This is a genomic window from Streptomyces sp. S186, from assembly GCF_051603415.1.
GTDB lineage: Bacteria > Actinomycetota > Actinomycetes > Streptomycetales > Streptomycetaceae > Streptomyces.
The window spans coordinates 6459987-6484880 of the sequence record NZ_CP193932.1 but is presented as its reverse complement, the minus strand read 5'-3'; the positions used below and the strand labels follow the sequence as shown (position 1 = coordinate 6484880).

The 24894-nt window shown below is 74.8% G+C and carries 20 protein-coding genes; 8 read left to right on the top strand and 12 right to left on the bottom strand.

Annotated features, from left to right (window positions below; all coding sequences use genetic code 11):
- Positions 1-28 precede the first annotated feature (28 nt).
- Positions 29-1450, bottom strand: a complete 1422-nt coding sequence (locus ACRAS8_RS27960) for an MFS transporter (protein ID WP_438488760.1) — start codon at positions 1448-1450, stop codon at positions 29-31.
- A 152-nt stretch (positions 1451-1602) separates the two neighbouring features.
- On the opposite strand from ACRAS8_RS27960, the gene ACRAS8_RS27955 reads away from it, so the two are divergent.
- Entirely contained in the window at positions 1603-2874 is a 1272-nt protein-coding gene (locus tag ACRAS8_RS27955) for a type ISP restriction/modification enzyme (RefSeq protein WP_438488759.1), read from the top strand.
- A gap of 147 nt (positions 2875-3021) precedes the next feature.
- On the opposite strand, the gene ACRAS8_RS27950 is transcribed toward ACRAS8_RS27955, so the two are convergent.
- Positions 3022-3285: a hypothetical protein gene (locus tag ACRAS8_RS27950; RefSeq protein WP_018537118.1), complete on the bottom strand. Its 264-nt coding sequence runs from the start codon at positions 3283-3285 to the stop codon at positions 3022-3024.
- Between the two features lie 240 nt (positions 3286-3525).
- Positions 3526-4332 carry an SGNH/GDSL hydrolase family protein gene (locus ACRAS8_RS27945; RefSeq protein WP_438488758.1) on the bottom strand — a complete coding sequence of 269 codons (807 nt, stop codon included), beginning with the start codon at positions 4330-4332 and terminating at the stop codon, positions 3526-3528.
- Positions 4333-4645: 313 nt separating this feature from the next.
- On the opposite strand from ACRAS8_RS27945, the gene ACRAS8_RS27940 reads away from it, so the two are divergent.
- Positions 4646-5884, top strand: a complete 1239-nt coding sequence (locus tag ACRAS8_RS27940) for a S8 family peptidase (RefSeq protein ID WP_438488757.1) — start codon at positions 4646-4648, stop codon at positions 5882-5884.
- Positions 5885-5959: 75 nt separating this feature from the next.
- On the opposite strand, the gene ACRAS8_RS27935 is transcribed toward ACRAS8_RS27940, so the two are convergent.
- Positions 5960-6670, bottom strand: coding sequence for a YoaK family protein (locus ACRAS8_RS27935; protein WP_438488756.1), 711 nt, complete (start codon positions 6668-6670; stop codon positions 5960-5962).
- Between the two features lie 170 nt (positions 6671-6840).
- Between ACRAS8_RS27935 and ACRAS8_RS27930 the strand changes: the two genes are divergently transcribed.
- Positions 6841-7029 carry a hypothetical protein gene (locus ACRAS8_RS27930; protein WP_438488755.1) on the top strand — a complete coding sequence of 63 codons (189 nt, stop codon included), beginning with the start codon at positions 6841-6843 and terminating at the stop codon, positions 7027-7029.
- Between the two features lie 187 nt (positions 7030-7216).
- Here ACRAS8_RS27930 and ddaH read toward each other — a convergent pair whose 3' ends face one another.
- From ddaH to ACRAS8_RS27910, 4 genes are all read right to left on the bottom strand, one after another.
- Positions 7217-7993 (bottom strand): dimethylargininase, encoded by a 777-nt coding sequence (gene ddaH, locus ACRAS8_RS27925; protein ID WP_438488754.1) that lies wholly within the window; start codon positions 7991-7993, stop codon positions 7217-7219.
- 70 nt (positions 7994-8063) lie between these two features.
- Positions 8064-8453, bottom strand: coding sequence for a GntR family transcriptional regulator (locus ACRAS8_RS27920; RefSeq protein ID WP_438488753.1), 390 nt, complete (start codon positions 8451-8453; stop codon positions 8064-8066).
- Between the two features lie 121 nt (positions 8454-8574).
- Complete coding sequence (gene asnB / locus ACRAS8_RS27915) at positions 8575-10425, bottom strand: asparagine synthase (glutamine-hydrolyzing) (protein WP_438488752.1); 1851 nt, start codon at positions 10423-10425, stop codon at positions 8575-8577.
- Positions 10426-10705: 280 nt separating this feature from the next.
- A complete protein-coding gene (locus ACRAS8_RS27910; RefSeq protein ID WP_438488751.1) occupies positions 10706-11362 on the bottom strand; it encodes a class I SAM-dependent methyltransferase in 657 nt (218 codons plus the stop codon).
- 182 nt (positions 11363-11544) lie between these two features.
- Here ACRAS8_RS27910 and ACRAS8_RS27905 point away from each other — a divergent pair, with 182 nt between their 5' ends.
- From ACRAS8_RS27905 to ACRAS8_RS27895, 3 genes are all read left to right on the top strand, one after another.
- Positions 11545-14067 (top strand): SpoIIE family protein phosphatase, encoded by a 2523-nt coding sequence (locus ACRAS8_RS27905; protein ID WP_438488750.1) that lies wholly within the window; start codon positions 11545-11547, stop codon positions 14065-14067.
- Between the two features lie 366 nt (positions 14068-14433).
- Entirely contained in the window at positions 14434-15357 is a 924-nt protein-coding gene (locus tag ACRAS8_RS27900; RefSeq protein WP_438488749.1) for a lytic polysaccharide monooxygenase, read from the top strand.
- 59 nt (positions 15358-15416) lie between these two features.
- Positions 15417-15701: a hypothetical protein gene (locus tag ACRAS8_RS27895; protein ID WP_438488748.1), complete on the top strand. Its 285-nt coding sequence runs from the start codon at positions 15417-15419 to the stop codon at positions 15699-15701.
- A 71-nt stretch (positions 15702-15772) separates the two neighbouring features.
- On the opposite strand, the gene ACRAS8_RS27890 is transcribed toward ACRAS8_RS27895, so the two are convergent.
- The 3 genes from ACRAS8_RS27890 to ACRAS8_RS27880 all read right to left on the bottom strand — a co-directional run bounded on the left by ACRAS8_RS27890 (position 15773) and on the right by ACRAS8_RS27880 (position 21502).
- Positions 15773-16630, bottom strand: a complete 858-nt coding sequence (locus ACRAS8_RS27890; protein ID WP_438488747.1) for an esterase/lipase family protein — start codon at positions 16628-16630, stop codon at positions 15773-15775.
- Between the two features lie 262 nt (positions 16631-16892).
- A complete protein-coding gene (locus ACRAS8_RS27885; protein ID WP_438488746.1) occupies positions 16893-17978 on the bottom strand; it encodes a DNA polymerase Y family protein in 1086 nt (361 codons plus the stop codon).
- Positions 17975-21502, bottom strand: a complete 3528-nt coding sequence (locus ACRAS8_RS27880) for a DNA polymerase III subunit alpha (RefSeq protein ID WP_438488745.1) — start codon at positions 21500-21502, stop codon at positions 17975-17977. The genes ACRAS8_RS27885 and ACRAS8_RS27880 overlap by 4 nt, the downstream gene beginning before the upstream one ends.
- Positions 21503-21698: 196 nt before the next feature.
- Here ACRAS8_RS27880 and ACRAS8_RS27875 point away from each other — a divergent pair, with 196 nt between their 5' ends.
- Positions 21699-22772 (top strand): DUF3533 domain-containing protein, encoded by a 1074-nt coding sequence (locus ACRAS8_RS27875; protein WP_438488744.1) that lies wholly within the window; start codon positions 21699-21701, stop codon positions 22770-22772.
- A gap of 166 nt (positions 22773-22938) precedes the next feature.
- Here ACRAS8_RS27875 and ACRAS8_RS27870 read toward each other — a convergent pair whose 3' ends face one another.
- Positions 22939-23709, bottom strand: coding sequence for an SDR family NAD(P)-dependent oxidoreductase (locus ACRAS8_RS27870; protein ID WP_438488743.1), 771 nt, complete (start codon positions 23707-23709; stop codon positions 22939-22941).
- 140 nt (positions 23710-23849) lie between these two features.
- Between ACRAS8_RS27870 and ACRAS8_RS27865 the strand changes: the two genes are divergently transcribed.
- Positions 23850-24593 carry a TetR/AcrR family transcriptional regulator gene (locus tag ACRAS8_RS27865; protein ID WP_438488742.1) on the top strand — a complete coding sequence of 248 codons (744 nt, stop codon included), beginning with the start codon at positions 23850-23852 and terminating at the stop codon, positions 24591-24593.
- The last annotated feature ends 301 nt before the right edge of the window (positions 24594-24894 follow it).

Here is a 24894-nt window from a genome sequence, read left to right as displayed (position 1 = left end):
CCCGCCCCGGAGAGGCGGCCGCGGCTCCTCAGATCCGTTCCAGGCTCCGCCCCGTGCTGCGCGGCCCCAGCAGCGCCACGTCCAGGCAGAGCAGCACCAAGAGCACCGCCGAGCCGACGAAGACCGCGGGCGCACCGAGGGCGGACAGCACGCTCAGCGCGACGAACGGCAGCACGGCCGAGGTGAGCCGGGACAGCGAGTACGCGATGCCGATCGCGCTGCTGCGCAGGCCGGTCGGGAAGATCTCGGTCTGGTAGACGTGGAAGGCGTTGGAGAAGACGTTGCTGCACACCGTCAGCAGGAAGCCGAAGGCGACGATCTCCCAGGTGGCGGCGGCGAAGCCGAAGGCCAGACCGCAGGCGGCCATGCCGAGCGCGGAGGCCACGATCAGCGTCCGGCGCTCGATCCGGTCGATCAGCGGGACCGACACCGCCGAGCCGATCGGGTAGCCGCAGTAGCTCAGCGCCGCGTACAGCAGGGAGTCGGTGACGGTGTGCCCCTTGGCGGTGAGCACCACCGGCGCCAGCGAGCCGAAGCCGTAGTAACCGACGGTCTGGAGCACCTGGAAGATCCACCACATCAGCGTCCGGCGCCGGTGGTCGCCGCGGAACATCTCCCCCAGCGGCACCTTCCGTTCCGGGATCTCCTCGACGTCCGGGACGGACGGCAGACTGATGCCGGTCTCCGCCGCCACCCGCCGCTCGATGCCGGTCACGATCCGGTCGGCCTCCTCCCCCCGCCCCCGTACGGACAACCATCGTGGGGACTCGGGGAGTTGACGTCGCATCAGCTGAATGAAGGCGGCCCCCAGCGCACCGGCGACCAGCAGCCAGCGCCAGCCGTCCACGCCCAGCAGCGGGTGCCCGGCCACCAGGCGGGCGCCGAGCAGGGCCGCGGCCGGGACGCCGACGAATCCGAAGGTGTAGGCCCAGGCGACATAGCGACCGCGGACCGCCCGCGGCAGAAACTCGGCCAAATAGGTATCGACCAGGACGAGTTCGGCGCCGAGCCCGAGTCCGGACAGGAAGCGGAGAGCGAGCAGCCACCCGAGGTCCGGCGCGCCCGCGGCGGCCAGCGAGAAGAGCGCATAGCCGCCCAGGTTCACCAGGAACATCCGGCGCCGGCCGAGCCGGTCGGCGAGCACCGACAGCACATTGGCGCCGGCGAACATCCCCAGGAACCCGGCGGCGATCACCCACGACTTGGCGGTGTGGTCCAGTCCCCACCGGTCGGCCAGGACCGCGGCGAGCACCCCGCCGAGGAAGATCTCGTAGAGGTCGAAAAAGGCACCGACGCCGACGACGAGGGTGATCCGGCGGTGCCACCGGGACGGCGGCAGCCGGTCCAGCCGGGCGGCGGCCCGGGTCCCGGCGGTGGCTCCCGGACCCGGTGCGGGCCTGGTGTCGGGGGTCCCCGCGCGCCGTTCGGGCGTGGGGGAGGTCTCCGGCATGGCGCTCCTCCCTTGGCAGGCGTTCCGGCCAGGACCGTACCCGGCCAAGATCGGCAAGCGGAAGACCGCGGCGGGGCGGGCGCGGTGAACGGGCGCCGGGCCCGCCGCTACGATGCCCGGGGGTCAACGACACGGTCCGGGAGGGGCTCCGCGTGACGGCGAAGCAGGGCGCGCCAGGACTGGGCGCGCCACGGCTGTCCGATCTGATGCCGTGGTCCGCGGCGCCGCTGCGGCTCGGCCGCTCCTGGGTGATGGGCCCGGATCCGGCCACCCTGCGCGCCCGTTGGAAGGTGCTCGCGGATGCCGCGGACCCGGCCGACCGGGAGCGGCTGTTCCGCCCGTCCCGGGCCCGCACCCTGCACTCCGCGGTCGGTCAGCTGCCCGGGCGGGACACCCCGACCGCGCGGCTGGCCCGGGCGGTCGGCCCGTGCCCGGAGCCGGTGCGGGTGCTGCACGGCCCGTTCGACCGGCAGTGGCTGCTGCCCGACCACCGGCTGATCGACGCGGCCCGCCCGGAGCTGTGGCGGGTGGCCGACGAACGCCAGCTGTTCCTGGTGGAGTTGGGGCAGGTGCCGGGGGTCTCCGGTCCCGCGGTGGTCTGCTCCGCGCTGCTTCCGGACGGCCGCTCGCCCGCCGGGCGCCCCGGCCGGATCCGTCCGCTCTACCGCCGGCCCGGCGGCACCGAACCCAACCTCGCGCCGGGCCTCGCCGCGCTCCTCGCCCGCCGCCTGGACCGTACGGTCCCGCCGGACGGCCTGCTCGCCTGGCTCGCCGCCACCGCCGCGCACTCCCCCGACGGCACCGTGGTGCCGCTCACCGCCGACCCGTCCCTGTGGGACCGCGGGGTGGCACTGGGCACCCGGCTGCTGTGGCTCTCCACCTGGGGCGCCTACCAGGGGAACGGCCCGAATGGGCCCGGCGGGCGGCCGCGGTTGCCCGGCGGCCGACGGCCGTACGTCCGGGCCGCGCTGCCCGCCCGCGGACTGCCCGACGCCCTCGCCTACGACCCCGGCGACGAGGCGCTGTCGCTCGACGGCGGCCGGATCGCACCGGTGCCGTCGGGTGCCTGGGAGTTCCATGCCGGGGGCGTACGGGTGCTCGCGGAGTGGTTCGCGCAGCGCGCGGGCGCGGCGGCCGCCGGCCAAGAGCCCGCCGAGCCCGGTTCCCTGGCGGCGCTGCGGCCCGCGGCCTGGCCGCAGGAGTGGACCTCGGAACTGCTGGAGCTGGTGACCGTGTTGGCGCTGTGGTCCGAACTGGAGCCGGAGCTGGCGCAGTTGGCGCGGGCGGTGGCGGACGGGCCGCTGATCGGGGCGGCGGAGCTGCGGGCCGCGGGGGTGCTGCCGGTACCGGCAGCGGCGGCCCGTCCGGCGTCGGTGCTGGACCACCGGGAGGAGGGCCCGGACGGCCAGTTCGCGCTCTTGTGAACCAGCGCCATGCCCCCTATGGCGCGCGTCCGGGCACACAAGGAACCACCCGCCACGAGGTGACGGGTGGTGAGAAGGAGGCACCTGGCGCTGCGCCGAGCCGGGGCGGTGGGTCGCCTGAGCCGGTGGTGCCGCTTCAGAGGTGACTCAGCCGTGGCCGCCGAAGAGCGAGCGGCGGAGCCTGCGCAGCGGGGCGAACAGCGACACCCGGTGGCCGCGGCTCTTCCTCATGCGCGTGTGGTCACGCGCGGTGATCTCCTGCATCAGCGAAGTGGCCCCCGCCGCCTCGCGCTGCGGGATGGCGGGACCGCCGAGCACCGCGAGGTGACGGTCGAGCCGCGCGCTGGACGCGCTGCTCCCGCATGTGATGGCAGGGACCCGCGCCCTGCTGCGCACTGTTATCTGTTCCATGAATCTCCCCACCCGTACGAGGGCACCCGGCCAACGGGCAGGGTAACCCTATCTCTCTTGGAGGACACGCGTGCAGACCGGTCAACGGATTCACCTGCCTTGCCTTGACGTTGACGAACACCATACGGAATGTCACGTACTGCGCGTGTGCCAGGGCGAGTTGAGCGGCCGCGGGAGGGTTCCGGCGAGGGCGGAGCGCGGAGGGGGAGGCACCCGCCCCCGCGCCCTGTACACGGAAGATCACGCAGCGGAGCCGAACACCGGGAGATAGCCCTCGGCTTGGCCCGCGGAGGTGGGGTGGTAGGACTCGTCGACGGGGTAGGTCACGCTGTGCAACCACGGGCTGCCGGAGCACAGCTCGTGGCCGGCGAAGGTGGGGTTGACATCGGCGTAGGCGAAGCCGTGGTCGGCGGCGCGCTTGGCGATGACGCCGTCGATGGCGTCGGCGGCGTCATTGACGGCGGCCCGGGACTTCTCGGTGAGGCCGGCGTCGCAGTCGCCGTCGAGCTTGTAGAGGCGGGGGTACCCCAGGGCGACGACGTGTGCGGAGGGCGCCTTGTCGGCGATGGCCTTGTACACGGTGTCGAGCTTGCCGGGGAGAGTGTGGTCGATGTAGTCGCGGGCCTCGGCGATGCGGGCGAGGCAGGCGCTCTCGCCCTGGAGGGCACAGGTGGTCATGGTGTCGGCGAATCCGGCGTCGTTGCCGCCGATGGTGATGCTGACCAGGCTCGTGGCGGAGTTCAGCGGGCCGAGCTGGCCGCTGACGACATCACCCGTTCGGGCCCCCGAGCAGGCGGTGAAGGAGAACGACGACGGGCTGTGCGCGGCCGCCCAGAGGGCCGGGTACGCCTTGGTGCTGCGCTTGCAGGAGCCGCTGCCGCTGTCGTAGCTGCCGGCGCCGACGCCGGCGGAGTAGGAGTCGCCGAGGGCCACATACCCTCCGGCGGCGGGGAGTTGGGACGCCGTCGCGGTGCCGGCGCCGGTGAGCGCGAGCGACGAGGCGACGAAGAAGGCGGATGTCAATGCCGCATATCGGGACACTCTCATGGAACCTCCCATAGCAGGATCGCTGCTCGATCCGTCGTATCAGGAGACCCGTGTCGTTGATAGTGTCCATGCCAAAAGTAGTACAGAGTTCATGACAAATCTGCCGACATGTCAGTTTCCACACTGCGCCGGCATTGCCCTTTCATGGCGTGTATATGACATCGCGTTGAGACTCTTGCTCCCTGTCCGCGGCTCATCGAACCTTTTGACGTCCGGTCAAGGACGTTCCCGGACCGGCTGATTGCGTACGGACCCCGTACGCCCACCTTGCGCGCGCACCACGGCGCGCCACCGATGAGGAGGACACCTCGCGATGGCAGTGATGCGTTCCACCACCCCCCAGGCCGCCCGCCGGCGTACCACCACCCTGCGGATCGCCACGGCGCTCAGCGCGGCCGCGGCCGCCGTCACCCTCGGCGCCCCGGCCCTCCCGGCCCAGGCGGCACCCGCCCAGGGCACCGTGATCGGCGCCGGCGCGGCGGACGCGGTGCCCGGCAGCTACCTCGTCACGCTCAAGCCGAGCGCCGGCCTCAGGGCCGCGTCGGCGGACGGCCACGGCGTGATATCCGCCCACGGAGGCACCGTCCGACGCACCTACACGGCCGCGCTCAACGGCTATGCCGCCACGCTGTCCGAGGCCCAGGCGAGACAGTTGGCGGCCGACCCCGCCGTCGAGCACGTCTACCAGGACCGCACCGTGCACGCCCTGGACACCCAGACCAACCCGCCGTCCTGGGGCCTGGACCGGATCGACCAGGCGAAGCTGCCGCTGGACAGGAAGTACAGCTACCCCGCCACCGCCGGCTCCGGCGCCACGGTGTACGTCATCGACACCGGCGTGCGGATCTCCCACCGGGAGTTCGGCGGCCGGGCGGCGAACGGCTACGACGCGGTCGACAACGACAACGTCGCGCAGGACGGCAACGGCCACGGCACCCACGTCGCGGCCACCATCGCCGGGAGCTCGTACGGCGTCGCCAAGAAGGCGAAGATCGTCGCCGTGCGGGTGCTCGACGACTCCGGCTCCGGCACCACCGCCCAGGTGGTCGCGGGCATCGACTGGGTCACCAAGAACCACAAGGGCCCGTCGGCGGCCAATGTGTCGCTGGGCGGCGGCCCGGACGCGGCCCTGGACGCCGCCGTGCGGAACTCCATCAAGAGCGGCGTGACCTACGCCGTCGCGGCCGGCAACTCGGGGGACAACGCGCAGAACTACTCCCCCGCGCGGGTCCCCGAGGCGCTCACCGTCGGCGCGACGACCTCGGCCGACGCGCGCGCCTCGTACTCCAACTACGGCTCCCGGGTGGACCTCTTCGCGCCCGGCAGCAGCATCACCAGCGCCTGGAACAACAGCGACACCGCCAGCAACACCATCTCCGGGACCTCGATGGCCACCCCGCACGTCGCGGGCGCCGCCGCGGTCTACCTCGCCGGGCACCCGACCGCGACCCCGGCCCAGGTCGCCACGGCCCTGGTGAACGGCGCCACCTCCGGGGTCGTGACCAACCCCGGCAGCGGCTCGCCCAACAAGCTGCTGAAGCTCGTCCCGTAGGGGACGCCCTGGCGGGGCCGCCCGGCAGCGGACCCTGCCAGGTCCTGTCGGGTGCGGACGCCGGCGGCCGGTCGGTCAGCCGTCGGCGTTCCGCCTGTGAGTGAGACCGGGCACGAGGAAGGCGGTGGCCGCCACGGTCACCGCCGCCAGCAGCAGGACCAGCGGCGTACGGGTGCCCAGCCCGATCAGCCACGCGCCCAGCAGTCCGCCCGCGAGCATCCCGCCGACCGAGCCGAGCCGGCGGGGCAGCGCGCCGGTGCCGTAGCCCAACCGCCGGTCGCCGCCCAGCGCCGAACCGCTCACCAGGGCCGTCATGGCACGGGTCGCCACCGTCGTGGGGAGGTCCGGGACGGCCACCCGCATCGCGGTGACATTGCGCACCCCCATCGCCACCGCCATCAGCGCGATCACCACGTAGCGCTGCGGCGAGGGCACTTCGCGGGCCGCCGGTCCGGACTCCCAGCCGGCCGCCGCCGCGCCGGCCAGCAGCGCCGCCTCGGCCAGCAGGGCCACCGGGAACCACGGGCGCCGGTGGGCGGCCAGCGTCGACTCCAGCCGGGCCCCGGCCACCGCCCCGGCCAGGAACGCGCCGAGCGAGACCACCGGCGCGGCCACCGGCAGCCCGCCCTGTCCCGCCAGGCCGAAGCCGAGGAAGAGCAGGTTGCCGGTCTGGTTCGCGGTGAAGACATGACCGAGGGTCAGGAAGCTGGCGGCGTCGAGCACTCCGGTCACCACGGTCAGGCAGACCATCACCACCGTCAGGGCGGCTCCGCTCGGCGGCTCCACGGGATCGGCTCCTTCCACCGGGCACCTCGGGCCGGCGCCCCGGCAGTTCGGCGTCCTGTCAGTCTCCGGACGGCCCTCACGGCCACCGGGCCATTGCGCCGTCTGTGGGCGCCTTGCCGTGACGGGACGTCAGGACGACAGGACGACACGCAGGACGGCAGGACGGCGTCGTGCGGGACCGGTCGTTCGCCGCCGGGCCCGCCCGGGAAGAGGTCCGGTGCCCGGCCGCCGCACCGCACATCACCAGCAGCAGCGCCAGCGCCGCCACCCCGACCACGACCGCCACCCCGAAGGCCGTCCCCCGGCGCCCCCGCAGCCGCCCGCCGTCCGCTCGCCCCGGCCCGTCCGGCCGCCCCTGACGTTCCCCACCTCGACGTCGCACGGCGGACCACCCTAGGACCGGCCCTGCGGGCGCGCACAGGGCGCGTTCCGGCGCGCGTACCGCCCGCCGGCGACCGGTCGGCGCAAGCGGACGGCGCAGCCCCCGGGGCCCGTCTCCTGACACCCCGTCACTTTCCGTACGCGCGCGCCTAATCCTGCGCGCGCCTACTCCCGCAGTTCGCGCAGGCGTACCGACAGGCAGGTGACGCAGCCCTCCCGCTTCTCGAACTCGCTGATGTCGACGGGCACCGGGCGGTAGCCGAGGCGGGTGAACAGCTGGGCGGTCCGGGGCGCGGAGGCCGCCATCAGCAGCGCGTCGCCGCCCAGCAGTACGACATGCGCCCCGGACTCCTCCAGGACGGGCCGGAAGTGCGGGAAGACCGACGGGTCCTCGATCAGCGGCGGGTAGCCGACGACGGTGCCGTCGGGGAGAGCGGTGACCGCCGACTTGAGGTGCAGCACCCGGCTGACCGGCACGGCGATCACCTTGGCGCCCAACGGCTCGAAGACGGCGCGCAGTTGCCTGACCCCTTCGAGGTTGGTGCGGCAGCCGCGGCCCACGTAGACGGTGTCCCCGACCTTGAGGACGTCGCCGCCGTCGAGGGTGCCGGGGGCGCGCACCGCGTTGAGGGAGCAGCCGAGCGCCTCGGCGGCCTCGCGGGCGGCCGGCAGCTCGGCGCGGCGGGCGTCGGCGCCGGAGCGGGCGAGCAGCGCGACGTTGCGGAAGACGACCATGGTGTCCTCGACGAAGACCGCGTCGGGGCAGTCGTCGGCGGGCGCGACCTCGGTGGTCCGCCAGCCGTGGTCGCGCAGCACCTGGACGTACGCCTCCCACTGGCGCAGGGCTCGTGCGGCGTCCACCGGCCGCCGCTCGATATGGGTGACCAGGCCGTCGGCCAGTCGGGGGCCGGGGCGTCGGACGAGGGCGTGCCGGCTGGGCATGGGCTCCTCCGGAGCTGGGGCGGGGCCGGGCCGTCCGGTCGGGGGCCCGGCCGCTGGTCGGGACGGACCGTCAGGCGCCGTCGTCGTACGTGGCGCGCAGGGCGTCGGTGACGGCGGCGAGCGCGGCGGGGCGGTCCAGGCCGAGGCGCCGGGCGCGGTGGGCGTAGGCCGCGGCCGCCGCGGCGGCCTCCTTGGCGGCGGCGTCACCTGCCGCGGCGACGAAGCTGCCGTTGCGGCCGCGGGTCTCGATCACGCCGTCGGTCTCCAGGGCGCGGTACGCCTTGGCGACGGTGTTGGCGGCCAGGCCCAGTTCCTCGGCGAGGCCGCGGACGGTGGGGAGCTTGTGGCCGACCGGCAGGGTGCCGGTCCGGGCCTGATCGGCGATCTGGGTGCGGACCTGCTCGAACGGGGCCTCGGCCGCCGCCGGGTCGATGGTGATCGTCAGCGTCTGCGGGGACACGGTGGCGCTCCTGGTGCTGGTGATGCCGCGGGTGCGCGGTTTTGTCGCATCCATTGTGCGCCAGGAGCGGCCACCGTGCCCGGGGACCGGGCGGGCGGGCCTAGGGCATGTCTGACACGCCCTACAGCTCCAGGGTGGTGCCGGTGGTGCGCAGCCAGGCGTCCATGCCCAGGACGAGTTCGGCGCCGGGGCGGATGTCGTGGTCGGCGCCGGGGGCGATGGCCTCGGCGAGCGCCCCGGAGTCCACCAGCGGGCGGACGGGGGCGTCGCGGTCGGCGGCCAGCTCCCGCAGCTCGCCGCGGAGCGCCTCGCCGTAGCCGGGGTCCTGGGTGCTGGGATAGGGGCTCTTGACGCGGTCGGCGACCAGGTCGGGCAGCACGTCGCGGGCGGCGGCGCGCAGCAGCGACTTCTCCCGGCCGTCGAACGTCTTCATCGCCCAGGGGGTGTTGAAGACGTAGTCGACCAGGCGGTGGTCGCAGAACGGGACCCGGACCTCCAGGCCGACGGCCATGCTGGCGCGGTCCTTGCGGTCCAGCAGGACCTGCACGAAGCGGGTCAGGTGCAGATAGCTGATCTCGCGCATCCGGCGCTGGTGGCCGGTGTCGCCGTCCAGGTAGGGGACTTCGGCGAGTGCCTCGCGGTAGCGGCGGTGCTCGTAGCCGGGCAGGTCGATCCGCTTGAGCAGGGCGCGGTCGAGCAGCGCCTCGCGGACCGCGTCGCCGCCGGCGAACCGGCCGGAGACGCCCGCGGCGATCCAGGGGAAGGTGTCGGCGTTGACCGTCTCCGGGTCGTGGAACCAGCGGTAGCCGCCGAAGACCTCGTCCGCGGACTCGCCGGAGAGGGCGACCGTGGACTGCTCGCGGACCGCCTTGAACAGCAGGTAGAGCGAGGTGTCGCCGTCGCCGAAGCCGCCTGGCAGGTCGCGGGCGGCGAGCACCGCGGCGCGGTGGGCCGGGTCCATCAGGGCCGCGGTGTCCAGCACGATGTCGTGGTGGTCGGAGCCGACGTGCTCGGCCAGCGCGTGCGCGTAGGGGCCGTCGGGGGTGCCGCGCAGGTCGTCGGGCTTGAAGTTCTCGGTGTAGCCGGTGAAGTCGACGGCGAACGAGCGGACCGGGCCGCTGCCCTGGGCCGCCAGCGCCCGGGCGGAGAGCGCGGTGATGGCCGAGGAGTCCAGGCCGCCGGAGAGCAGGGTGCACAGCGGGACGTCGGCGATCAGCTGGCGGGCGACGATGTCGTCGAGCAGTGCGCGTATCCGGGCGACGGTGGTGTCGAGGTCGTCGGTGTGCTCCCGGGCCTCCAGCGCCCAGTAGCGGCTGACGTGGACGCCGTTGCGGTCGACCCGGACGAGGTGGCCGGGGCGGACCTCGTGCAGGCCCTTGTAGACGCCGTGGCCGGGCGTCTTGGTGAAGGTGATCAGCTCGGCCAGGCCCTCGGCGTCGACGGCGGGGCGGACGTCCGGGTGGGCGTGCACGGCCTTGGGCTCGGAGCCGAAGAGGACGCCGTCGCGGGTCGGGCGGTAGAAGAGCGGTTTGATGCCCATCCGGTCGCGGACCAGCAGGAGTTGCTCGGTGCGCGGGTCCCAGAGCGCGAAGGCGTACATGCCGTTGAGGCGCTCGACGAACGCCTCGCCCCACTGGAGGTAGGCGTGCAGCACGACCTCGGTGTCACTGCTGGTCCGGAAGGCGTGGCCCAGCTTCTCCAGTTCGGCGCGGAGTTCACGGTAGTTGTAGACCTCGCCGCTGTAGGTCGTGACGACCAGGGTGCGGCCGTCCTGCTCGACGCTCATCGGCTGTTTGCCGCCGTCGATGTCGATGACGGCGAGCCGGCGGTGGCCGAACGCGGCGTGCGGGGCGAGCCATGTGCCGCCGGCGTCCGGGCCGCGGCAGGTCATCGTCGCGGTCATCGCGTCGAGGACGGGGCGCTGGGTGGTGAGGTCGTTGTCGTAGGAGATCCATCCGGTGATTCCGCACATGCCTGCGGCTCCTCCTTCGGGGTACGGCGAGCCGCCCGCCTGCCACGGCGGCGGCCTGCGCGAGCACCGTACGCCCGGATAGTTGCAGCGGCCACCTATACATACGGGGCACCGTCCGGAATTGGCCACTCCGATCCCACGCGCCGGAGGGACCGCCGGAGGGCCGGCGGGCGGACGACGGGACCCCTCCCCCTCAGCCCCCGACCCTCCCGAACTCGCCGCCGCTCTAGGGCGCTTCTGACGGGTCTCCGTGACGCCGCGGAGATCCGTCAGAAGCGCCCTAGTCCCGTTCGGCGGCGGCCACCGGGTGGACGAGCAGCGCATAGCGTTCGTCGTGCACCTCCCGGCCCCACAGCACCGGGTCGTCGGAGAGAGGTATCAGCTCCGTGCGGGTCGCCAACGGGGCGGTCAGCGCGGCGAGTTCGGCGGCGGTCAGGCCCAGCTGGGTGGACTCGCCCCAGCGGCCCTCCACCAGCACCAGCCGGCCGCCGGGGGCGAGCAGGGATGCCCAGCGGCGCAGGGCGGCCGCCGGGTCGGGCAGTGCCCACAGCAGATGGCGCACCAGGACGGCGTCGAACCGCCGCTCCCCCACAGGCGGTTGGGCGGCGTCGCCGACGACGAGCGCGGCGGACCGGCCGGCGAGCTTCCGCCGGGCGCGGGCCAGCATGGCCGGTGAGCGGTCGACGCCGGTGACCCGGTGGCCCGCTTCGGCGGCGAGCAGGGCCAGGCTGCCGGTGCCGCAGCCGAGGTCGAGGACGGCGGAGGGGGCGGGCGGCAGCCAGGCGCGCAGCCGGCCGGCCCAGGCGGCGCGGACGGACGGGTCGCGCAGGCCGTGGTCGGGCTCGTCGTCGTAGGTCGCGGCGGCGGCCTGCCAGTAGGCGGCGGTCGCGTCGGGCAGGGGTCCGGTCGCCGGTGCGGCGGAGGCTTCGAGGCTCATGTCGTCAGGGTGCCAGGCGGCACTGACAATGGCCGGTGACCTGCGCGGACGGACCGGCGGCGGGGCCGCGGGCAGGCGCCCCGGGAGGTTCCGGGAGTACCGTGGGAGGGGCTGGTGGTGCGCGGCGGCGACCGGCGTCAGGGGCCGTCGCGGGGTTGGAGCCGGCATTGGAACGGTCGTCTATGAGTGCCTCCCCGAGCAGCAGCGGCCTCCCCGGAGACGGGGCCCTCGACCTCACCCGGACCGCCGTGGTGCTGGCCGATCGGACGGGGGTGGTACGGGGCTGGACGGCCGGTGCCGAGTGGCTGCTCGGTCATCAGGTGTCCGGCGCCGTCGGCCGCCCGCTGGCGGAGCTGTTCGCGGCGGCGGACTCCGGGGCCGCCGCCGGGGAGCGGGTCTGGCGGGAGCGGCTCGCGGCGGAGGACGGCTGGAGCGGGCTGGCCGTGGTGCGCGACCACACCGGCCGGCGGCTCGACCTGGAGGTGCGGGTGCTGCCGGTGCTGGCCGGCCGGGAGCCGTCCGCGCGCCTGGTGCTGGCCGCCGAGACGGCCCGTACGCCCTGGGCGGGGGCGGGCCGGTCGCTGCTGAACGGCATCCTCGGGATGTCGCCGATCGGGGTGGCGATGCTCGACCGCGACCTGCGGTACGTCTGGCTGAACGACACCCTGGAGCGGATGGGCGGCACCTCCCGCGCAGAGCGGGTGGGGAAGCGGCTGGCCGAGGTGCTGCCGGGCCTGGGGGTGGAGTCCCTGGAGGCGGAGATGGGGCGGGTGCTGCGGACCGGGGTGCCCTCCCTCGGTTACGAGTACCTCGGACGCCCGGAGTCCGATCCGCAGCACGAGCACGCCTACTCGACGTCCTTCTTCCGGTTGCAGGACGAGACCGGCCAAGTGCTCGGCATCTGCTACATGGTCGTCGACGTCACCGAGAGCTACCGCGCCCGGCAGCGGATGGCACTGCTCAACCGCGCCGGGGAGCGGATCGGCGGTTCCCTGGACGTCTGGCAGACCGCGCAGGAACTGGCGGACGTGGCCGTTCCGGACCTCGCCGACTTCGTCACCGTCGATCTGCTCGAAGCGATGCTCACCGGTGCGGAGCCCGCGCCCGGACCGGTCGAGACCGCCGACCTGTTCACCATGCGCCGGGCCGGGCAGCAGTCGGTACGGGAGGGCTGCCCGGAAGCGGTGACCCCGGTCGGGGAGCGGACCGCCTACCCGCCGTCGGCACCGGTGGTGCTGAGCCTGACCGAGGGCGAGTCGGTGCTGATCCCGGACCTGGACCTGGAGCGGGCCGACTGGGCGGCCGACGACCCGGTGCGGACCGGGCAACTGCGGGCGCTCGGCTGCCACTCACTGATGGTGGTGCCGCTGCGGGCCCGGGGCAGCTTCCTCGGCGCGGCGGCGTTCGCCCGCTGGCGCCCCACCGGCCCGTTCCAGCCCGACGACCTGGCCCTGGCCGAGGAGTTCGTCACCCGCGCGGCGATCTCCGTCGACAACGCCCGCCGGTACACCAGGGAGCACGCCGCGGCGCTCACTCTGCAGCGCAGCCTGCTGCCGCGCGAGTTGCCCGAGCAGAGCGCGGTGGAGGCGGCGTACCGCTATCTGCCCGCCGATTCGCGGTCCGGGGTGGGCGGCGACTGGTTCGATGTGATCCCGCTGTCCGGGGCGCGGGTGGCGCTGGTGGTCGGCGACGTGGTCGGGCACGGGGTGCACGCCGCGGCCACGATGGGCCGGCTGCGGGCCGCCGTGCAGGCGCTGGCCGATCTGGACCTGTCCCCGGAGGAGTTGCTGGCCCACCTGGACGACATGGTCAACCGGGTCGCGCACGACGCGCACACCGACGACGGGGTGGTGGGGGCGACCTGCCTGTACGCGGTCTACGACCCGGTGGCCTGCTGCTGCGTGCTGGCCCGGGCCGGGCACCCGGCGCCGCTGCTGGTCGGCCCGGCGGGCGGCTGCCAGATGGTGGAGCTGCCGACCGGGCCGCCGCTGGGGCTGGGCGGGATGCCCTTCGAGTCCGTCGAACTGCCGCTGCCCGAGGGCAGCTTGCTGGCGCTCTACACCAACGGGCTGCTGCTGGGGAAGGCCCTCGACCCGGTCGGCGGGATCAACCGGCTGCGGACCGCGCTGGCCGATCCGCAGGCCCCGCTGGAGGAGCTGTGCGAGCGGGTCGTCAGCACCCTGCCCGGCCCCCGCCCGATGGACGACGTGGCGCTGCTGCTGGCCCGTACCCGGGCCCTGCCGCAGGAGCAGTTGGCGACCTGGGACATTCCCGCGGACCCGTCGGCGGTCGGCGAGGCCCGCCGGGCCGTCCTCGGCCAGCTCGGCCAATGGGGGCTGGCGGAGCTGGAGTTCTCCACCGAACTGATCGTCAGCGAGCTGGTCACCAACGCCATCCGGCACGCCTCCGGGCCGATCGGGCTGCGGATGATCCGGGCCGAGTCGCTGATCTGCGAGGTCTCCGACGGCAGCAGCACCGCACCGCATCTGCGGCACGCCCGGACGACCGACGAGGGCGGCCGGGGGCTCTTCCTGATCGCCGGGTACGCCCGGCGGTGGGGCGCCCGCTACACCCCGCACGGCAAGTTCATCTGGGCCGAACTCCCCCTGGACGCCGGCTCCGACGCCCCGGCGGCGCCGGCGTTCGCCTCGTTCGCCGAGGACCTGGACGGACTCGACGGGCCGGACGGGCCGGACGACCCGTAGGCGCCGCCGCTCCCCGACACCGGCCGGTGAACGCGACCGCCCTCCCCGGACACCGGACCCCCAACACCCCTTCCGGCACCCGTTCCTGTGGCCCCGCTTAGCGGCTCCTTAAGCGGACCATAAGGATCCGCCGGATCGGCCGACGGGGCTCAATTCCGCTGCTCAGGGCGGCTAGCGTCGGCTCCGCAAGGCGGGTTCGCGGGCCCGCCGGTGCCGTTCTCCGGGGGGCGGCACCGGAAATCGGCACGGGTCCGACCCCCCACCCCGCCTTCCGCCCCGGACGCGCGCGGCGCACCTCCCGCCCCCTCGGTGCGCCGCGCGCCCACCCCCACGCCCCCACACGCATCCGACGAAGGAGACCCCACGATGACCGCTGGACGCAAGGCCACCGTGTTCGCGCTGCTCGGCCTCGGCCCGCTGGCGCTCACCGCGCTCACCGCGACCCCGGCCGCCGCGCACGGGTCGATGTCGGACCCGGTCAGCCGGGTCGCGGCCTGCTACGCGGAGGGCCCCGAACACCCCACCTCCGCCGCGTGCAAGGCCGCCGTGCGGGTCGGCGGCGCCCAGGCGCTCTACGACTGGAACGCGGTCCGGGACGGCAACGCCGGCGGCAGGTCGAAGGAGCGGATCCCCGACGGCAAGCTGTGCAGCGCCGGCAACGACGAGTACAAGGGGCTCGACCTGCCGCGCGCCGACTGGCCGTCCACCCCGATGAAGGCCGGCCGGCACACCTTCCACTACAAGGCGACCGCCCCGCACAAGGGCACGTTCGAGCTGTACCTCACCAAGGACGGCTACGACCCGGCGAAGCCGCTGAAGTGGTCCGACCTGGAGGCCCGGCCGTTCGCGAAGGTGACGAACCCGGCGCTGAGCAACGGCAGTTACGTCTTCGACGGTACGGTGCCCGCCCGGTCCGGACGCCATCTGATCTACAGCATCTGGCAGCGCTCGGACAGCCCGGAAGCCTTCTACACCTGCTCCGACGTGGTCTTCGGCAAGGCCGGCGGCGGGTCCGCGGGCGCGCCGGCGGCGTCCGCGCCGAGCGACCGTCAGATCGCGGCCGGCGCCGGCAGGTCCTCGATGGACATGCGCCACCACGACCACGCCATGGGCGCCGCCGACGGCGCGCACCCGGACGGCGCGTCGGTGCCGGTCGGCGGGAAGCGCCTGGCCGAGACCGGCGGCGACGGCTCCACCGCCCCGCTGGCCGTCGGCGGCGCCGCGGTGCTCGCGCTGGGCGCCGGGGTGCTGTTCGCGACCGCCCGCCGCAGGGCCACCCGCCGGGGCTGAGCCGCCCGCCCGCCGCTGCCGCCCGGCCGGTCCCGTCAGGACCGGCCGGGCTCGGCGTGGTGGCCGCGGCGCTGGCGGTGCCGGCCGCGTTCGGCGCCGCCGACCTGGACCTGATGATGCGGGCCACCGCCACCTGCCTGGCCGCGGTGACCCTGGCGGGGCTGGCCGCCGCGCTGGTGCTGCTGCCGCGCCGCACCCCGCTGTGGTGGGGCGGGCTGGCCAGTGCCCTGCTGACCGCGGGGGTGCTCGCCTTCTCCGGGTGGCTGCTGCTGATCCCGGTGGTGCTGGCGGGGGCGTCCGGCGGCTTTCTGACGCTGCGCGGGACGGGCCGGGGCGCCCGCTGAGTCACGGGTGCCCCGGCCCGGAATCCCGGCCCGCGCGCCGACCGCGGGCCGACCGCGGGCCGGAGCGGCGCTCAGCTCGCGGCGGAGAGGCAGTTGCTCGGAGTGGCGTGGGCCGGGTCGAGCGCGTTGGCCGTCTCGTGGAAGGCGATCCGGTCGACCATCCCGATGGCCACGTGCTCGGAGAGGTCCACCGCGCACAGGTCCTGAAGCCGGACGTTGCGGACGTCGGGGCCCTTGAGGTACCCGGTGGTATACGGCGTCGCGACCTCGTCGTACTTGGTGGTGATGACGGTGTAGTGGATACCGGGGAGGGTGTCGCCGCCGGCGTTGAGGCGGTTGAGGAGCGCCGACCCGACGGCCTGGTCGGTCAGGCCCTGGGCGTGCTCGTCGATGTACTTCCGGGCGCCCGGGAAAAGGTCCAGCAGCTTGGTCAGGCCGCTGAGGGTGGTGCCGTGGTTGGTGGGAGCCAGCCCGACCAGCGTGTCCACCTTGTCCGCGCCGCCGTGGAACTTCAGGTACACCCGCGCCATCATGGCGCCCTGCGAGTGCCCGACGATATCGACCTTGGCCGCGCCGGTCGCGGACCGCACCCGGTCGACGTAGCCGGCGAGTTGCTGTGCCGACGCGTCCACCGGGCCGAGCCCGTGGAAGACCGGGACTCCGGGCAGCTGGCCGTAGTCCAGGGAGAAGACACAGTAACCGCGGGCCACCAAGTAGGGCGCGAGCCCTAACCAGTTGTCGACGGAGTTGCCGAGCGTTCCGTGGGCGAGGACGACCGGGCGGGGGTGGGCGGCGGAGGGCTTGCACGAGAAGTCGTTCCAGCCGCTGGTGACGGTGGGAGCCGCCGCCGCGGGAGTTGCCGTGGCGAGACCTGCGACCAGGGCGGCCGCCGGAACGACGGCGCGCAGTCTCGGCCAACGCAGCTTCATACGGTGCTCCTTGCGAGGTGAGGGTCCGAAGTGCTCGGTGAGCCGTCAAGCCGCGATCCGGATCGCAAGGGCCGACTTGTGAACTGAAAGTTAAGTTACGGGCGGGTAAGCGGGGTGTACCAGCGGTATGACGGTGAAGGAAGATCTGCACGATCTACACGGCATGACCGGGTGCGCAACAGCGGTTGCGTGCAGGGGAAACGGTGGCCCGGAGCGTGGGGCGGAATCGCGTGGTTGCGTGGAGCGGTTGCGCGGAGCAGCGCTACGGCTGAGCCGGGCGGCGCGGCCGGGCCGGTCCGGGGGCCGGGGCGGGGCCGAAGGCTCCCGCGGGGCGGATCGCCGCGGTGCCGAAGCGGGCGCGGGCGCGGTCGACGGCCGCCTCGACGCGGTGGGCCTTGTCGTCGGCGGCGTCGAACGACAGCTGGCGCGCGGCGTGTTCGGCCCGGCACAGGTCCTCGGCTCGCAGGGCCACCGCGCGCACCCGGGCCCGCTGGAGGCCGAGGGCGGCGTGCAGCGCGTAGGCGGCCGCGGTCAGCGCGGGGCCGTGCGCGGTCGGCGCGTCCAGCCGGCGGGTGCGGGTGGTGGTGGAGCGGTCGGCGTAGCGGACGGTGAGGGTGAGGGCGCGGGCCGCCCGGCCGCCGGCCCGCAGCCGGGCGCCGAGTTCGTCGGCGAGCGAGAGCAGCGCCCGGCGGCGCCGGTCGGGGTCCAGTTCGTCGTGGGCGAAGCGGTGTTCGGCGGCGATCGAGCGGGCGGCCGCGTTGGGGGTGACGGGGGTGGGGTCGATGCCGCGGGCGCGCTCGGAGACCGCCCGGCCGGCCCGGGCGCCCAGGATCCGCTGGAGGGTGGCGGGCGGTGCAGCGGCGATCTTGCCGACGCTGTCGAGCCCGTAGGCGGACAGCGCGCGGGCGGCCGCCGGTCCGACGCCGTACAGCGCGGAGGCCGGGCGGCGGTCGAGGAAGGCGGCGGCGGACCGCGGGTCGGCGGGCACCGAGCCGATCCCGCCGGGCGGGGCGTCCTGGGCCGCGATCCGGGCGAGCTGCGGGTTGCCGCCGACGCCGATGGTGCACCGCACGCCGTGCCAGGCCAGCGCGCGCAGCCGGATCAGCGCGGCGATGCCCGCGGCGTCGCGGTCGAAGTAGCGCAGCGCGCCGCGGACGTCGGCGAGCGCGGCGTCCGGCGGCAGCGCCTGGACGACCGGGGTGAACTGGCCCAGCAGGCCGAGCAGTTGCTCGTACTGGCGGGCGCTCACGGGCTCGCCGGCGGCGGTCCGGAAGCGGACGTACAGCGTGCCGGGCGGCCGCCGGGCGCCGGCCGGGGGCGGCGGGACGGGCGGGGCCTTGGGGGTCATCCGGCGCTCCCGGGGCTGGCGTGCCACAACTTGCGGCCCGTGGCGGCGCGTTCGCCGGGCGGCTGGAGGTCCGCCCACGGGTGCAGCTCGTAGCCGGTCTCCAGGCGGATGGTGCGGCCGGGGCCGGTCCCGGCCGTCTCGGCGGGCTCCGGCGCGGGCTCACCGGCGGCCCCGTCCGCCGGGGCGCCGTCCCGGGGCGCGCGCTCAGGTTCCGGTACGGCGGAGAGCTGGGCGGTGACCGCCTCCAGGCCGCCGGTGCGGCGGAGTTCGGCCAGTTCGGCGAGGTTCCAGGCGGCGCTGCCGACCACGCTGAGGCTGCGCGGGCCGCGCCGCTGGACCGTGCCGCGCACCAGCAGCAGCCACGAGTGGAAGACGGTGCGGGCGCAGGTCTCGTGGCTGTCGTCGAAGAAGGCGCAGTCGACCAGGCCGGTGCTGTCGTCGAGGGTGGTGAAGATGACCCGGCGGCCGGAGCGGACCGGCGGTGTCTGGGTGGCCGCCTTGGCGCCGGCGACCAGCACCGTCTCGCCGTGCCGGACGTCCCGCAGCCGCCGGGCCGGCACCGCGCCCAGCTCGGTGAGGAACGCGCCGTGGTCGGCCATCAGATGGCGGGAGGCGTCCATGCCGAGGACGCCCAGTTCGGCGCTGAGCCGTTCCACGTCGGTGAGGTCGGGCAGGCCGGCCGGCTCGACCGGTTCGGTGCCCTCCTCCCCGTCGGTGTGGAGCGTCAGCTGCCCGGCGGGGGCGCCGCGTCCGTGGTGGTGCAGTTCGGCGAGGTGCAGCAGCAGGTCGCGCCGGTTGGCGCCGAAGGCGTCCAACGCGCCGACCCGGGCGAGGCGTTCGGCCACCGGGCGGCTGGGGCGGGCCCGCTGCCAGAGGTCCTGGAGCGAGCGGTAGGGCTGCCCGTCCGCGATCCGCCGGGCCTCGGCCTGGCTGATTCCGTGCACGTCGGAGAGAGCCAGCCGCAGCCCCCAGGCGTCCGGAGCCCCCTCCCGACCGGACATCAGTTCGATCCGGTGGGCGACCGCCGACCGGTTCACGTCCAGCGGCAGCACCGGCACCCCGCGCCGCCGGGCGTCCGCGAGCAGCAGCCGCTTGGGGTACATCCCGGGGTCGTGGGTGAGCAGCCCGGCGTAGAAGGCCGCCGGGTGGTGCGCCTTGAGCCAGGCGGACTGATAGGTGGGCACCGCGAACGCGACGGCGTGCGCCTTGCAGAAGCCGTAGGCGCCGAACGCCTCGACGATCTCCCAGGTGCGCGCGACGACGTCGGGTGCGTAACCGCGGGCGGCGGCCCGCCCGGTGAACCAGGTGCGCACCTCGGCCTGCTTCTCCGGGTCGGCCAGGGCGCGCCGCCGCTCGTCCGCCTCGTCCCGGCGGCATCCGGTCATGATCCGCAGGATCTCGATGACCTGCTCGTGGAAGACCACCACCCCGTAGGTCTCGCGCAGCGGTTCCGCAAGGTCGCGGTGCGGGTAGCGGACGGGTCTGCGGCCGTGCCGGGCGTCGATGAAGGGCCGCACCATGTCGGCGGCGACCGGGCCCGGCCGGAAGAGGGAGATGTCGACGACCAGGTCGTGGAAGGTGGCGGGCTGGAGCCGGCCGACCAGGTCGCGCTGGCCGGGCGACTCGATCTGGAAGCAGCCCAGCGTCTCGGTCGAGCGGATCAGGCCGTAGGTGGCCGGGTCGCCGGGCGGCACCTGCGCCGGGTCGTCCAGGTCGAGGCGGACGCCGGTGGCCCGGCCGATCTCGGCGACCGCGTGCGCCATCGCGGACTGCATCCGCACGCCCAGCACATCGAGCTTGAGCAGCCCCAGGTCCTCCACGTCGTCCTTGTCGAACTGGGACATCGGGAACCCCTCGCCGCTGGTGGGCACGACCGGCGTGCGGTCCAGCAGCGTGGCGTCGGAGAGCAGCACCCCGCACGGGTGCATGGCGATCCCGCGGGGCAGCGCGTCCAGCGCCTCGACCAGTTCCCACAGCCGTTCGTCGGCGCCCTCCCGCACCCCGCGCAGCTCGGGCAGTTCGGCCAGCGCGGCGCGGGCGTCCCGGGCCCGGATGTGCGGGAACGCCTTGGCGAGCCGGTCCACCCGCGCCGGGTCCATGCCGAGGGCGGCGCCCACGTCCCGTACGGCGTGCCGGACGCGGTAGGTCTCGGGCATCGAGACGGTCGCCACCCGCGCGGCGCCGAAGCGGTCGAAGATCGCGTGGTAGACCTCCAGCCGGCGGGCCGACTCGACGTCGATGTCGATGTCCGGCAGCGCGCGCCGCCGCTCGGACAGGAACCGCTCCATCAGCAGCCCGTGCTCGACCGGGTCGGCGTGGGCGATGCCCAGAAGGTGGTTGACCAGCGAGCCGGCACCGGAGCCGCGGGCCGCGACGCGGATCCCCAACTCCCGGATGTCCGATACGACCTGAGCGACCGTCAGGAAGTACGAGGGGAAGCCGAGCCGCTCGATGGTGCGCAGCTCCTCGTGCAGCCGGGCCCAGCGCTCCCGGTCGCGGTCGTAGCCGCGCAGCACCATCGCGGCGGCGCAGCGGGAGCGCAGCACCCGGGCGGCGGTGCGGTGCTCCGCGCCGACCAGCCGGGGCTCGGGGAAGTGGATGCGGCCCAGTCCGATGTCGTCCCGCGGGTCCACCCGGCACTCCCCCGCGGTCTCCTCGGTCATGGCGAGCAGCCGGTGGGCGAGGCCGCGCCGGAAGCCGGCCGCCTCGGCGATCCGCTCGGCGGCGGCGGCCATCGCGGCGGTGTCCTTGAGCCAGCGTTCGCCGCTGTCCCAGGTCTCGGGGCGGCGGCGGTCCACCGGCACCAGGCGGCGGGCGGAGTCCAGGACGTCGGCGACCGGGCCCTGGCCGGGGTCGGCGTAGCGGACCGCGTTGGTCAGGACGGCGCGGACGCCCTGGTCGACGGCGAAGCCGAGGGTGCGGGCGGCCAGCCGCAGGGAGCCTGGGCCGCTGCCGGGGCGGCCGTGGTCGACGGCCTCCAGGCGCAGCGCGTCGCCGTACCGCTCGCGCCAGGGGGCGAGGAGCCGCGCGGCGCGGTCCGGCCGGCCGGCGGCCAGCGCCCGGCCGACCTCGGAGTCCGGCCCGAGCAGGACGGTCAGCCCGTCCGTGGCGGATTCCAGGGCGCCCGGGGGAAGTACGGGCTGTTCACCGCGGGCCGCGTGGGCGGCCGAGACCAGCCGGCACAGGGCGGCCCAGCCGGCGGCGCCGTCCCGGGCCAGGAAGACGACCCGGGCGGCGGACTCGTCGACGAAGGCGCCACCGCGCACCGGGGTGCGGGGGCGGTCGGCGGGCCGGGGCGCCGGTTCCCGTGCGGCCACGGCGAGTTCGGTGCCGAACAGCGGGCGGATGCCGGCCTCGGCGGCGGCCTTGGCGAAGCGTACGGCGCCGGCGAGCCCGTCCCGGTCGGTCAGTGCGAGGGCGTCCAGCCCGCGTTCGGCGGCGCGCTCGGCCAGCCGCTCCGGGTGGGAGGCGCCGTAGCGCAGCGAGAAGCCCGAAGCGGTGTGCAGATGCGTGAACCCGGGCATCCGCACCTCCTGCACCTCATACGCCCCCCGGCTGTATTCGCGTCCCTTGTTTCACTTCCTCCACCATAACGCTTCTTCGAACATTCGTACGAACACACGCCCGGGGACCGCTCCGGCCGGGAGATATCGCCCCAAAGGGATATAAAACCCCTGGAAGACTCCTGGAAGATCCATGGATCCCGGAACGGAGCGGCGCATGGCCACAACCGACGACGGCAGGCCCCTCACCTTCGTCGAGGAGGTACGGAGCGCGGTGACGACCCGCGCGGCGGTCCTGGTGATCGGGGTGCTGGGCCTGATGGTCGCGTTCATCACGTCGTACGCCGGCGCCTTCCACCACCCGAAGCCGGACCGGGTGCCGCTCGCCGTGGTCGCCCCCGCCCAGGTCCGCGGCGAGCTGGTGCACAAGCTCGACCAACTCCCGGGCGCACCGCTGGACCCGAGCCCGGCCGCCTCCGAGCAGGACGCCCGGCGCCTGATCGGGGACCGCACCCGCGACGCCGCGCTGCTGGTCGACCCGCGCGGCACCACCGACCGGCTGCTGGTCGCGAGCGGCGGCGGCGCCTCGCTGGCGCAGGCGGTCGAGGCGGTGGTGACGGCGGCCGAGAAGCAGCAGGGGCGGACCGTCCGCACCGAGGACGTGCTCCCGGCCGACCCCGGCGACGGCCGCAGCCTGTCGTCCTTCTACCTCGTCGTCGGGTGGTGCGTGGGCGGCTACCTGTGCGCCGCGATCCTGGCGATCAGCGCCGGGGCCCGCCCGGCCAACCGTCCGCGGGCGGTCATCCGGCTGGCCGCGCTGGCGCTCTACGCGATCGCCGCCGGGCTGGCCGGGGCGATCGTGGTCGGCCCGGTGCTCGGCGCGCTGCCCGGCAGCCTCTTCGGGCTGTGGGGGCTGGGCGCGCTGACCGTCTTCGCGGTGGGCGCCACCACCCTGGCCTTCCAGGGCCTGCTGGGCATCGTCGGCATCGGCCTGGCGATCCTGGTGATCGTGGTGTTCGGCAACCCGAGCGCGGGCGGCGCCTATCCGTATCCGCTGCTGCCGCCGTTCTGGCAGGCGATCGGGCCCGCGCTGCCGCCGGGCGCCGGCACCTGGGCGGCGCGCTCGATCGCCTACTTCCGGGGCCGGGCGCTGACCGGGCCGCTGCTGGTGCTCTCCGCCTGGGCGGTGGGCGGCGCGCTGGTCACCGTCGTCCTGGCCACGCTGCACCGGACGGCCGACGACCGGGCCGGCGGCGGGCCGACCGGCGACGCCGGGAGCCTGCCGGCCTGACCCCGGACGCCGGTACGGACGACGGCGCCCCGCACCTGCCACGCCCCTCCCGACGCGGCACGTACGGGGCGCCGTCGCCCATTCTCGCGGTCTTCGGTCCGGCCCGCGGGCAAACCCCCGCGGAACCGTCGATTCCCGGCCGCCGCCGGTCCGTCACACCGGTCCGTCACATGTGCGTACCGCCGTCGATCCGGATCTCGGTGCCGGTGATGAACGCGCCGTCCTCCGAGGCGAGCATCGCGATCACGCCGGCGACGGTCTCCGGGCCGGCGAAGCCCTGCCCGAGGGCCGGGACGAGCTTGGTGAACAGGCTCATGTCGGCGTCCTCGGGCAGGCCCGGACCGCGTCCGGTCGTCATGTTGCTGGCGATGGAGCCCGGCGCCACGCACACCGCGCGCAGCCCCTGCCGGCTGTACTCGGCGGCGATGGCGTGGGTCATCGCCTGGATGCCGCCCTTGCTGGCCGCGTACGCCGCCATGTACGGGTGGGCGAACGAGGCCGAGGTGGAGCTGAAGTTGACGATCACCGGCGCCCGCCCCGCCAGCAGGGCCGGCAGCGCCTCGCGGATCATCAGGAAGGTGCCGGTCAGGTTGACCGAGACGATCCGCTCGAAGAACTCCAGGGTCGTCGCGTGGGTGTGCGCGGAGCGCAGGATGCCGGCCGCGTTGACCAGCACGTCCAGCCCGCCGAGGCGGTCCACCGCGGCGGCCGTGCCGGACCGCACCGCGGCCTCGTCCGCGATGTCCAGCCGCGCGGTCTCCAGGCGGCCGGCGGTGCCGTCCGCGGCGGCCCGTTCGGCGGTGGCCGCCAGGCCCGCCTCGTCGACGTCCACCGCGACGACCCGGCCGCCCTCGGCGAGGATCCGGTGGGCGGTGGCCCGCCCGATGCCCGAGCCGGCTCCGGTGATCAGTGCGCGGCGTCCGTCAAAGCGGTCCATGGTGCTGCTCCGTTTCGTGAAGTGCCTGGGGGCTTTCGTGAAGTGCCTGGGGGCACGCCCCGCACCGTACGCCCGACTGGCACGATGTGCCATATTCGCATCTCATGCCGTTCTGTCGTCGCGCTCCGTAAGCTGACCCCATGCCCACCGCACCACGCCCCACCGCCCCGCCCGCCCCCGCGCGGCCGTCCCTCACCGAGCGACGCAAGGCCGAGACCCAGCTGGAGATCGCCCGCACCGCGGCGGCGCTCTTCGCGGAGCGCGGGCCGGGCGTCACCGCCGACGAGATCGCCCGCGCCTCGGGCGTCGCGCTGCGCACCTTCTACCGGTACTTCCGCACCAAGGAGGACGCGGTGGCCCCGCTGCTCGCGGTCGGCGTCCGGCAGTGGATCGGCGATCTGGCCGCCGTCACCGCGGGACCGGGGGCACCGTCCGCCCGCACGGCGCTGGAGCAGGCCGCCCGCCGGGCGCTGACCCCCGCCGGCGAACCGGCCGCGGAGGCGCTGCGCTGGACCCGCGGGCTGCTGCGCGCGATGCCCGGCGACCCGGCGCTGCGCGCGGTCTGGCACCGCGTCCACCACGACTCCGAGGAGGAGTTGCGGCCGGTGCTGGCGCGGCTCACCGGCGCCGATCCGCTGACGGTGCGGCTGGCCGCGGCCGCCGCGAACACCGCGCTGCGGGTCGCGGTGGAGGAGTGGGCCGCGGGCGACGCGCGGGCGGACGGCCCGCACGGCCCCGCGGAGCTGGCCGCCCGTGGCATGCGGGCACTCACCGCGGGACTGACCGATCTGGACGGGCACTTCGGTGAACGGGGCGGCGGCGAACGGGAGTTGAAGGCCACCGAGGGACTCGTCGACGACCATCAGGACCCGCCCGCGCACTGATCCACCGGCGAATCCCGGCCCCGCCCCTTCGGCCAATCACCGGAGATCGAAGCCCGGCCGAACGGACGGTCGGCGGCTGGAATCCTTCCCCCGGCGGCGGGCCGGGGCCTACCGGAGGGACTGCATCCGCGCTGGCAGCGCACCGGCCCCGGGCGCGCCGCCCCCTGCCGCCGGGCAACTTTCGCGCCATTACCCTCAGCTTTCATCTATCGACTGAAAGTGATCGGGCCGCGTGCGTTTGAGATGCGGATGGTCCAGACTCGCGTCCGGAATCTCCACCCACGACACAAAGGAGTGTTCG

Bases quoted from the DNA above. Each gene is read 5' to 3' on its own strand.
- ACRAS8_RS27945 (WP_438488758.1), bottom strand. From the start codon at position 4,332: ATGAGAGTGTCCCGATATGCGGCATTGACATCCGCCTTCTTCGTCGCC.
- asnB (WP_438488752.1), bottom strand. From the start codon at position 10,425: ATGTGCGGAATCACCGGATGGATCTCCTACGACAACGACCTCACCACC.
- ACRAS8_RS27885 (WP_438488746.1), bottom strand. From the start codon at position 17,978: ATGACCCCCAAGGCCCCGCCCGTCCCGCCGCCCCCGGCCGGCGCCCGG.
- ACRAS8_RS27905 (WP_438488750.1), top strand. From the start codon at position 11,545: ATGAGTGCCTCCCCGAGCAGCAGCGGCCTCCCCGGAGACGGGGCCCTC.
- ACRAS8_RS27950 (WP_018537118.1), bottom strand. From the start codon at position 3,285: ATGGAACAGATAACAGTGCGCAGCAGGGCGCGGGTCCCTGCCATCACA.
- ACRAS8_RS27890 (WP_438488747.1), bottom strand. From the start codon at position 16,630: ATGAAGCTGCGTTGGCCGAGACTGCGCGCCGTCGTTCCGGCGGCCGCC.
- ACRAS8_RS27910 (WP_438488751.1), bottom strand. From the start codon at position 11,362: ATGAGCCTCGAAGCCTCCGCCGCACCGGCGACCGGACCCCTGCCCGAC.
- ACRAS8_RS27880 (WP_438488745.1), bottom strand. From the start codon at position 21,502: ATGCCCGGGTTCACGCATCTGCACACCGCTTCGGGCTTCTCGCTGCGC.
- ACRAS8_RS27865 (WP_438488742.1), top strand. From the start codon at position 23,850: ATGCCCACCGCACCACGCCCCACCGCCCCGCCCGCCCCCGCGCGGCCG.
- ACRAS8_RS27900 (WP_438488749.1), top strand. From the start codon at position 14,434: ATGACCGCTGGACGCAAGGCCACCGTGTTCGCGCTGCTCGGCCTCGGC.
- ACRAS8_RS27875 (WP_438488744.1), top strand. From the start codon at position 21,699: ATGGCCACAACCGACGACGGCAGGCCCCTCACCTTCGTCGAGGAGGTA.
- ACRAS8_RS27940 (WP_438488757.1), top strand. From the start codon at position 4,646: ATGGCAGTGATGCGTTCCACCACCCCCCAGGCCGCCCGCCGGCGTACC.
- ACRAS8_RS27960 (WP_438488760.1), bottom strand. From the start codon at position 1,450: ATGCCGGAGACCTCCCCCACGCCCGAACGGCGCGCGGGGACCCCCGAC.
- ddaH (WP_438488754.1), bottom strand. From the start codon at position 7,993: ATGCCCAGCCGGCACGCCCTCGTCCGACGCCCCGGCCCCCGACTGGCC.
- ACRAS8_RS27870 (WP_438488743.1), bottom strand. From the start codon at position 23,709: ATGGACCGCTTTGACGGACGCCGCGCACTGATCACCGGAGCCGGCTCG.